The organism is uncultured Campylobacter sp. (genome assembly GCF_938045225.1).
Taxonomy (GTDB): Bacteria; Campylobacterota; Campylobacteria; order Campylobacterales; family Campylobacteraceae; genus Campylobacter_A.
Genome location: NZ_CALINL010000128.1, coordinates 1 through 8,786, shown reverse-complemented (window position 1 = coordinate 8,786; position 8,786 = coordinate 1). Strand labels below are relative to the sequence as shown.

General features: G+C 47.4%; 11 protein-coding genes and 1 pseudogene. 11 read left to right on the top strand and 1 reads right to left on the bottom strand.

Annotated features, from left to right (window positions below):
• Positions 1 to 280: PLP-dependent transferase (locus tag Q0200_RS05085; protein ID WP_297938553.1), on the bottom strand; the 280-nt coding region annotated here is incomplete at its 3' end.
• Between the two features lie 79 nt (positions 281 to 359).
• Here Q0200_RS05085 and Q0200_RS05080 point away from each other — a divergent pair.
• The 11 genes and pseudogenes from Q0200_RS05080 to Q0200_RS05030 form a co-directional block, all read left to right on the top strand.
• Positions 360 to 692, top strand: coding sequence for a hypothetical protein (locus tag Q0200_RS05080; protein ID WP_122873782.1), 333 nt, complete (start codon positions 360 to 362; stop codon positions 690 to 692).
• On the top strand, positions 689 to 1,312 hold the full coding sequence (locus Q0200_RS05075; protein ID WP_297938547.1) for an HAD family hydrolase: 624 nt from the start codon (positions 689 to 691) through the stop codon (positions 1,310 to 1,312). The genes Q0200_RS05080 and Q0200_RS05075 overlap by 4 nt, the downstream gene beginning before the upstream one ends.
• A gap of 90 nt (positions 1,313 to 1,402) precedes the next feature.
• Positions 1,403 to 1,660, top strand: a complete 258-nt coding sequence (locus tag Q0200_RS05070) for a DUF2018 family protein (protein WP_004321218.1) — start codon at positions 1,403 to 1,405, stop codon at positions 1,658 to 1,660.
• Positions 1,653 to 2,108 (top strand): hypothetical protein, encoded by a 456-nt coding sequence (locus Q0200_RS05065; protein WP_297938542.1) that lies wholly within the window; start codon positions 1,653 to 1,655, stop codon positions 2,106 to 2,108. Before Q0200_RS05070 ends, Q0200_RS05065 begins: the two co-directional genes overlap by 8 nt.
• A 23-nt stretch (positions 2,109 to 2,131) precedes the next feature.
• The gene (locus Q0200_RS05060) at positions 2,132 to 3,025 is read left to right on the top strand and encodes a polyprenyl synthetase family protein (protein WP_297938540.1); all 894 of its coding nucleotides are present in this window, start codon (positions 2,132 to 2,134) and stop codon (positions 3,023 to 3,025) included.
• On the top strand, positions 3,025 to 4,317 hold the full coding sequence (gene hemA / locus Q0200_RS05055; RefSeq protein WP_297938537.1) for a glutamyl-tRNA reductase: 1,293 nt from the start codon (positions 3,025 to 3,027) through the stop codon (positions 4,315 to 4,317). The genes Q0200_RS05060 and hemA overlap by 1 nt, the downstream gene beginning before the upstream one ends.
• Positions 4,314 to 6,026 (top strand): proline--tRNA ligase, encoded by a 1,713-nt coding sequence (locus tag Q0200_RS05050; RefSeq protein WP_297938556.1) that lies wholly within the window; start codon positions 4,314 to 4,316, stop codon positions 6,024 to 6,026. Before hemA ends, Q0200_RS05050 begins: the two co-directional genes overlap by 4 nt.
• Positions 6,023 to 6,460 (top strand): FxsA family protein, encoded by a 438-nt coding sequence (locus Q0200_RS05045; RefSeq protein ID WP_297938534.1) that lies wholly within the window; start codon positions 6,023 to 6,025, stop codon positions 6,458 to 6,460. Before Q0200_RS05050 ends, Q0200_RS05045 begins: the two co-directional genes overlap by 4 nt.
• Complete coding sequence (hemC, locus tag Q0200_RS05040) at positions 6,448 to 7,383, top strand: hydroxymethylbilane synthase (protein ID WP_297938531.1); 936 nt, start codon at positions 6,448 to 6,450, stop codon at positions 7,381 to 7,383. The genes Q0200_RS05045 and hemC overlap by 13 nt, the downstream gene beginning before the upstream one ends.
• A complete protein-coding gene (locus tag Q0200_RS05035) occupies positions 7,380 to 8,102 on the top strand; it encodes a hypothetical protein (RefSeq protein ID WP_297938528.1) in 723 nt (240 codons plus the stop codon). The genes hemC and Q0200_RS05035 overlap by 4 nt, the downstream gene beginning before the upstream one ends.
• 281 nt (positions 8,103 to 8,383) lie before the next feature.
• Positions 8,384 to 8,786 (top strand): annotated as a pseudogene (locus Q0200_RS05030) (UbiD family decarboxylase domain-containing protein); the annotation flags it as partial.

Below are 8,786 nucleotides of genomic sequence, written 5' to 3'. Positions count from 1 at the left end.
CTAAATTTGCGATCGAGTAAAAAATCGCCGACTGACCGCTAGCCGTCACGATAGAGGCCGAGCCCTCCTCGAGCGCGGCTATACGGCTCTCTAGAACGTCCGTCGTCGGGTTGCCCAGCCTCGTGTAGATGTGACCCGGGTCTTCTAGCTGAAATCTCGCCGCAGCCATCTCGGCGCTACCGAAATCATAAGCCGTAGTCTGGTAAATCGGCACCGCCATGGCGCCTGGGCCAGCCTTGGTGTCGTAGCCGTAGTGCGTGGCGATCGTCTCTTTTTGCATCTTTTCTCCTTGTAAAATTTGTGCGCATTATAACCGCTAAAAGTTTAAATTGGTATAATTGGGCTTTTGAAAGGAAAAAATGGCTGAACAAAACGACAAATTTAAGCGCGTAAAATACCTGCGCGGCCTGGAAAAATTCGCCAAAGCCGCGATTAGCGCGCTAAAAAGAGAGGATTTTAACGAGGACGAATTTCGCGCTAGAGTAGGCAAAAACGCCGAAATTTTACGCAAGATCGAGCCCGTTTTTTTAGATAACGCCTACTCGAAGTCTCTTGAAAATTTCGTAAATTTGGTCGTAAAAGGCGGCGAGAGAGGCGAGCTGGTAGCCTGCGCCAACGCGCTAGAAAAGCTAAAAAATCAAAAAACGTATAAAAAAGAAAAACATAGAAAAAAATATAAGGACGAAGAGTGAAATGCGTGATATTTGACATGGACGGCACGCTCATAGATAGTGCAAAAGCGATCTGCGAGACGGTAAACGAGGTGCGGCGCGAGCTAGGGCTTGAGGGCGATTTGGCGGCGGAGTTTATCGTAAAGGCTATAAACGAGCCTGGGCGAAATTTGGGGCTTGATTTCTATGGTATCGATAAGCCCGATATGAAACTGCGGGATAACTTTGAGGCTAAATTTAAGAAAAACTACCGCGAATACGCCACTGCTTATGATGGCGCCCGGGAACTGCTAGCTGGGTTAAAAGGGGCGGGGCACTTCGTCGCTCTAGCTAGCAATGCGCCGAGGTATACTTTGGATGAAATTTTACAAAGAAGCGGGATATTTAAATTTTTTGATCTTATAGTAGGAGCGGACGAAAACGTACCTCAAAAACCAGATCCCGCGATGCTAAATTTGATATTAAAATCAGGAAAATTTGATAAAGCGATATTTGTCGGAGATAGTAAAAAAGATGAGCTTGCCGCACGCAATGCTGATATGAAATATCTAAACGTTTGCTGGGGCTTTGGTAGCCAAAGTCCAAGCTGCGACAATGTCTTTACGGTGGCTGAAGCAGCCCTATATATCGAGAAGTTATAAAAATTTAGCGTATTATAGTGTGTATGATTTTAGGTATGATTTTACAAAAAATAGTATGTATTTTAAGATTTACAAAAGGTTTTAAAATTTATGGATTATGATATATTTTCTCAGAGTCCGAGAGAAAAATTCTTTGAAATTTTATTTAACGCGAACAAAAACTTAGTCGAAAACGAGCTTGAAAAGACCTTTGAAAAATTTATCGCGATGAGCGAATTTTGTGAAAAAAACGGCTTTGACGAAACGGCGCAAAATTCGTTTATTTCTCAAAATCAAACCCTGATAAATGAGCGTCTAAACGACATTTATATCGGGCTTAGTGGGGATATTTTAAGTCAAAATGAGTAAAATAGCCGTTATATTTTCGTTGTTTTTATCGCTGGCTTTCGGCGCGGTAAATTTCGAGGAAGAGCACCTTTTTGAGCTCAAAAAAGACGAGTGGGCGCGGGTTTTCGTCACTAAAAAGGGTACGGACGAGCGTGAGAGCTTCGACTTTCGCTGGACGCTTTTTGATAACACGAACATCATCGTGCATTCGCGCTACCGAAACTATCCTCGCCAGCTTGTTATGTCGCTAAGGCGCGGCCTTGAGACCTATAAGCAGACTTTGATACCTGACCTCAAGTATCCGCCTAGCGACCGCGTCGCGCTTTATCTCGTTTTTGAGGATTTTAAGCAAGGCGTGGCGAAATTTCGCGTGCTGATAAACGACGACGAACAGCGTGTGGATGTTGAGTTTTTGGATCCGCCAAGAAAGCAGAGCGGCGCTCAAAACAGCGCTCAAAACGCCAGATAAAAGCAAAATTTAAGTGAGCATAAATGGAAAAAATCGATCTGATAATGAAAAATTTTATCGCAGAGCTTGGCTACGAGCCTGCAAATGCGATGTTTGCGCGGATAAATTCGGGTAAAAAGCTGCGCTCTAAGCTACTTTTAAAAATAGCGGGCGAAAGCGAGCAAAGTCTTAAAATTTGCGCGATTATCGAGCTTATTCACCTAGCTAGTTTACTTCACGACGACGTGATAGACGACGCAGACACGAGGCGTGGAAGCCCTAGTATAAATGCGAGCTTTGGCACTAAAAACGCCGTGATGCTGGGCGATATCCTCTACTCGAAGGGCTTTTGCGAGCTATCTAAATTTCCGCACGAGATCGCGGGAGAGATATCGGGCGCGGTTAGCAAACTAAGCATAGGCGAGATGATGGACGTGGATCTCTCGGCTAAATTTAACGACGATAAGTCCGCATACGAAACGATGATCTACTATAAAACCGCCGTTTTGATCGAGGCTGCGGCAGCGGTCGGAGCGATGCTAGCCGGACTTGACGCGCGTAATTTTAAAATTTACGGCAAAAACCTAGGCCTAGCATTTCAGATAATCGACGACATCCTAGACGTCACGCAAGACGCCGCGACGCTTGGAAAACCGAATTTTAGCGACTTTAAAGAGGGTAAAACGACGCTGCCTTACATTTATCTTTACGAAAGCTTAAGCGAAGCGGACAAAGAGAAGCTAAAAAGCCTATTTAAAAAGGATCTGAGCGAGGCCGAGCGCGGCTGGGTGAGGGCAAAGATGAACGAAACGGGCGCGATAAAAAAAAGCATAGAAGCGGCGAAAAATTTAGGCGAGCAGGCGATAAGATCGGTAGAGAAATTTAACGTAGACGGCCTAGAAAACATCGTAAAATCAATGATAGATAGGGAATTTTAATGCATTACGCAAGCGTGAGCTTTACGCACAAAAACACCGATATCTCCGTGCGCGAAAAGCTCTCTTTTTCTAACATCGAGCGCAAAAACGAAATTTTACGCCTCATTAGCTCCAGCCAAAACATCAACGAGTGTATGGTGCTAAGTACTTGCAACCGCGTCGAGATCATCGCTAGCGTAAAGACGGTCGAAGGCGCTAGCAAGCACATCATCGCCTGCATGTCGCTCATCTGCGGTATCCCTTTTGAGGAGCTGCAAAGCAGAGCCGACATCTACGAGGATAACGGCGCCGTGCACCATCTCTTTGCCGTGGCTAGTTCGCTAGATAGTCTAGTTATAGGCGAAACGCAGATCGCGGGGCAGCTAAAAGAGGCGTATAAATTTGCCCGCGCTAACGGCAAATGCGGCGCAAAGCTTGGCAGGGCGATGGAGTTTGCCTTTAAGTGCGCGGCAGAGGTACGAAACAAAACCGAGATCTCCAAAAACCCGATCTCCGTCTCAAGCGTCGCGGTGGCGAAGGCAAAGGAGATTTTTGGCACATTAAACGGCATGGTCGCCGTGATAGTAGGCGCTGGCGAGATGGCGGAGCTAGCCGCAAAGCATCTAATCGCAAGCGGCGCGCGAACGATAATCGTCAGCCGAAATAAAGGACGCGCTAAAAATTTAGCCCTGACGCTGGGGGATAATAACGAATACGACTCGCTATCAAACGTAGCGCAGTATATAAACAAATATCGAATCATCTTTTCCGCGACCGCCGCGCCGCATCCCGTTTTGATCGACTCGATGGTAGAGCCAAAGGAGTTTAAGCGTTACTTTTTCGACATTGCCGTACCGCGCGATATTGCTATCACGGAGAGCGAAAATATCAAAATTTACGCCGTGGACGACCTGCAAGAGATCGTAAATAAAAATCTCGCCCTGCGCGAAGAGCAAGCTCAGATCGCATACGGCATCGTCGGGCGAAATACGGCGGCGTTTTTCCAAATGCTGCGCGAGCTAGCCGTCACGCCGCTAATAAAAGGCATAAGAGAGCAGGCTAAAGAGTGCGCCGAAAGAGAACTCGCAAAAGCCCTAAAAAAGGGCTATCTAAAACATAGCGACAAAGAGGAAGCGTACCGCCTCATACATCAGGTTTTTAGGGCGTTTTTGCATGCGCCGACGATAAATTTAAAAAGCCTAGCGGGCGCTGCGGGAAGCGAAGCGCAGCTAAGAGCTATCGGGGAAATCTTTAACATCGCGGAGCAAACGCCGCAAGAAGAAAATAACGAATTTGAATGGGAGAACGAATGAAATTTAGCAAACTTTACGCACCGACGGCAAAAGAAGCGCCAAAAGACGCGAGTCTGGCAAGCCACAAATTTTTGCTCCGAGCGGGCTACGCCGAGCAGGTAGGCAGCGGACTTTACAACTTTTTGCCGCTTGGAAAACGTGTGCTTGAAAATATAAAAAATATCGTCAAAGAGGAGCTTGACGAGGCGGGCGCGCAGGAGATCTCGATGAGTTTCGTCACCTCCGCCGATCTTTGGCGCGAGAGCGGACGCTTTGACGTCTACGGCAAGGAGCTTTTGCGCTTTAAGGACCGCAAAGAAAACGATTTTGTCCTAAGCCCGACCAACGAAGAGAGCGTCGTCGCGCTCGTGCGAGGCAAAGTGACGTCATATAAACAGCTGCCGCTAAATTTGTATCAGATAAATACCAAATTTAGAGATGAAGCGAGGCCGAGATTTGGGCTACTTAGAGGGCGCGAGTTTTTGATGAAGGACGGATATAGCTTTCACGCAAACGCCGAGGATCTGGACCGTGAATTTGACCTGATGGAGAAAACTTATAGCAAAATTTTTACTCGCCTTGGGCTAAATTTCCGCGCGGTTAGAGCCGATAGCGGCGCGATAGGCGGCAGCGGAAGTAAAGAATTTATGGTGCTAGCAAATAGCGGCGAGGACGACATCATCGTCTGCGAAAACTGCGACTACGCCGCAAACATAGAGGCCGCAACCCGCGCAAAACGAACGACGCAGGCGGAGCGGCCCGAGGCTGACGCGGCTAAATTTTTAACTCCAAATGCCAAAACCATCAAAGACGTGGCGGAGTTTTTTAGAGTTGACGAGTTTTACTGCATAAAAGCGGTGATAAAAAAGGCGATTTTTATCGGCGATAAAGGTGAAAAGAGCGAGAAAATCGTAGTATTTTTCGTGCGCGGCGAGGATGAGCTACAAGAGGTCAAAGCGCAAAACGCATGTGGAGCGCTCGAGTTAACGGACGCAACCGAGGCCGAGATCGCGGTGGCTGGGCTTGTGGGCGGATTTTGCGGGCCGGTCGGGCTAAAGGGCGTGGAGTTTTATATCGATAAAGAGCTTGAAGGCGAGACGCAGATGATCTGCGGCGCAAACGAGCGGGATTATCACTTCGTCGGCGTTAGCGTTAGCAGCTTTAACGCGGAGCGCTTCAAAGACCTAACCGCCGTAAAAGCCGGCGACAAATGCCCTTGCTGCGGAGGAAATTTAAGCGTTAGCAAAGGTATCGAGGTCGGACATATATTTAAGCTAGGCACTAAGTACTCAGAGCCGATGGGTGCGACGTTTTTGGACGAAAACGGCAAAGCAAAACCGTTTATCATGGGCTGCTACGGCATAGGCGTCAGCCGCCTGGTCGCCGTCGCCGTCGAGGCCAAGCACGACGAAAAAGGCACAATCTGGAACGAAACCCTAGCTCCGTTTAAATTTGAAATCATCATCTCAAATTTAAAAGACGAAGAGGGCGTCAAATTTGCGCAGGGGCTTTACGAAGACCTACGCGCGGCTGGCTTTTCTGTGCTGCTTGACGATAGAAACGAGCGTTTCGGCGTCAAAATGAGCGAATTTGAGCTGATGGGATTTCCTTATGCCGTGATCGTGGGCAAGGGACTAGCCGAAGGCACGGTCGAGCTCGTCACGCGCGACGGGCTAACTAAAGAAACCGTAAAAGCGGGCGAAATTTTAGCGCGACTAAAGAGCCTATGATAAGGCATTTTTTTACGCCCTACGTCGTTTTGGAGATCGTAGCGGCGTATTTTTTTATCCACGCGTACGGATTTTTAAATTTAGTTCTAGAGGTCATCGCATCGGCTATTTTGGGGCTATTTTTTATGTTTCGCGTCGGATTTTTTCAGCTCACGAGCAACATCACGTTTTTTAAGCCCTCAGACGTCTTTAGCAGCGTAGGTATGGCGATCGGGGGATTTTTTATGTTTATCCCGGGGCTTATCACCGACGTTTTGGGCGCGGCGATCGTAGCGGTCGCGTTTTTTGCAAATTTAAAAAACGGCGGCGAGCGCAAGGGTGGGAGCGAATATTATTACGAAAAATTTGAGAGCGGGCAGAGCAAACCGCGCGATGACGGCGAGATCATCGACGTCGAAGTCGTAGAAGAAAAGAGGCAAATATGGAAAAACTAAAAATCGCAACGAGAAAAAGCGTGCTGGCTATGTGGCAAAGCGAGCATATCAGGGATAAAATTTTATCGCGCTACCCGGAGCTTGCAGTCGAGCTAACGGGCATGAAAACTAAAGGCGACGTAATCCTAGACACCCCGCTGGCTAAGATCGGCGGTAAGGGGCTTTTTACGAAAGAGCTGGAAGATAGCATGCTAAGCGGCGAAACGCACATCGCCGTGCATAGTCTAAAAGACGTACCCGTCGTATTTCCGGAGGGGCTGGTGCTGGCCGCGATCTGCTCGCGCGAGGATGTTAGAGACGCGATGCTAAGCGAAAAATACGCTAAATTTGAGGATCTGCCAGGGGGCGCATGCGTGGGCACGACGAGCCTGCGCCGCAAGATGCAGCTACTTTTTATGCGGCCCGATCTTGAGATAATATCGCTGCGAGGCAACGTCCAAACCCGTCTGCGCAAGCTAAAAGAGGGCGAATTTGACGCGATCATCCTAGCGATGGCGGGCGTGAACCGCTTAAATTTACGCTCCGAAGTCGCACATATCGTGCCGTTTGAGCTAGATCAGATGGTGCCTGCGATGGGGCAGGGGGCGCTAGGTATCGAGGCTAGAGAGGACTCTGAAATTTTAAATTTGATAGAGTTTTTAAAAGACGAAAAAGCTGTGATAGAGACGACCGTGGAGCGTGATTTCGTCGCGATGCTAGAGGGCGGTTGCCAGGTGCCTATCGGCGTAAATGCAAATTTAAATGGCGACAAGATCGAGATACGCGCGGTCGTGGGACTACCGGACGGTAGCGAGAGTATACGCGAAAATATCGTCGCGCAAAAAAGCGAGTGGAAGAGCGTGGGCGCCGAGCTTGGACGAATATTTATCGGCAAGGGCGCAAAGGAGCTGTTAAAACGCGCCGAGGAGATGGCGAACATATGAGAAAAGCGCTTATTTTGGCGTTTTTGATGTCCGAGCTTTTTGCACAGGTAGATTTGGAGCTTATTTATTCGCTCTTTACCGATAAAAATTTCGATAAAAACATCTATTTTAAGGGCGAGATGCGAGATCGATTAAAAAATAATTTTTACTCAGCCGACAAATTTGACGAAATAAAAGTCGTCAAACTCGGCCAGAGCAGCGAATTTAGTGGAATATTTCGCGTTTGGCTCGCTTCTAAAAACGGCACATCACTTGATCTATACATTTTTGCTAAAGATGACGGTATTTATGCGCTCAGATCGCTCGCGCAAACTGGCATCATAGAGGCAACGATAAAGGGCTATGAGGTTGCGAGCGAGGCGGAAAAGGCGCAACTTAGAGCAATGGGCGGGGATATAGAAAATTTAAGGCTGATTTTGGCAAGTGATAATGCATTGCTAAAATTTGGACGCAAAAACGAGGCAAAATTTGAAGAGCTGTTTGCGCTATATCAAAAGGACGAAGTGGCGGCAAACGAAGTCGTAAAGCGACTACATCTATCTCATGCGGCGTACGACGACGGAGTTTTTGAGCTTATCATAGGCGGCGTAACGGATAATGTAGTGGGTTTTATGCGCGTGGAAAACGAATCTAATCTGCCGCAGATGAGTCCGAGCGAGTTTATAATGTTAGAACGGCTCTCTCCAAACTCAAAATGGTATCTTTTTAAGACGACTTAGACCGATGGAGGCAACCCTGGCCGGTTTTCACTTTTTGCTTGCCTTAACGCTGCAAATTTAGCGCCATGCGCTTTTGGTTAGAGGTTGTAAGAGATCAAATTTTTGCTAAGTCGGCGTTAAATTAGAGTATCTGCCAAAACCGATAATTTTTACGATTTTACTAATTTTTCGGCAGTTAAAGTTGTGTTTTTGGCTCAAAATGTTTGCAAATTTAACTCAAACGCGGCCAAAATTTTAGCTTCAAAAACGGCTCGTTCGGATATAAATTATTAAGGAAAAATATGGACTACATCAAGCTTCTAAAAGATAACGGCCTGTTGCGCGTCGTGGATGAGCCCGCGGATATCGATCTAGAGATCGCTCACGCAAGCTACATCGAGGTCAAGCGCGAAAACTCGCAGGCGCTGCTTTTTACAAACCCTATCTGCAAAAAAACCGGGCATAAATTTGCCCCCGTACTAACTAACATCTACGGCTCAAAAAGGGCGCTTGAACTGATATTTGGCGTGCAGCCTGATGAGATCGCGGCTGAGATAGAAAAGCTTTTAAAGCCCAAAAAACCTGAAAATTTCAAAGAGAAGCTTGACTTTTTGGCCTATCTTTTTAGCATGAGAAAGATTTTTACCAAAAGGCTAAAGGGCGAGGGCGAGTGCCAGCAGGTCAAATTTATAGGCGAGCAGGCCG

Coding starts and splice junctions, on each gene's coding strand:
- Q0200_RS05080 (WP_122873782.1), top strand. CDS start 360: ATGGCTGAACAAAACGACAAATTTAAGCGCGTAAAATACCTGCGCGGC.
- Q0200_RS05065 (WP_297938542.1), top strand. CDS start 1,653: ATGAGTAAAATAGCCGTTATATTTTCGTTGTTTTTATCGCTGGCTTTC.
- Q0200_RS05060 (WP_297938540.1), top strand. CDS start 2,132: ATGGAAAAAATCGATCTGATAATGAAAAATTTTATCGCAGAGCTTGGC.
- hemC (WP_297938531.1), top strand. CDS start 6,448: ATGGAAAAACTAAAAATCGCAACGAGAAAAAGCGTGCTGGCTATGTGG.
- Q0200_RS05070 (WP_004321218.1), top strand. CDS start 1,403: ATGGATTATGATATATTTTCTCAGAGTCCGAGAGAAAAATTCTTTGAA.
- Q0200_RS05050 (WP_297938556.1), top strand. CDS start 4,314: ATGAAATTTAGCAAACTTTACGCACCGACGGCAAAAGAAGCGCCAAAA.
- hemA (WP_297938537.1), top strand. CDS start 3,025: ATGCATTACGCAAGCGTGAGCTTTACGCACAAAAACACCGATATCTCC.
- Q0200_RS05035 (WP_297938528.1), top strand. CDS start 7,380: ATGAGAAAAGCGCTTATTTTGGCGTTTTTGATGTCCGAGCTTTTTGCA.
- Q0200_RS05045 (WP_297938534.1), top strand. CDS start 6,023: ATGATAAGGCATTTTTTTACGCCCTACGTCGTTTTGGAGATCGTAGCG.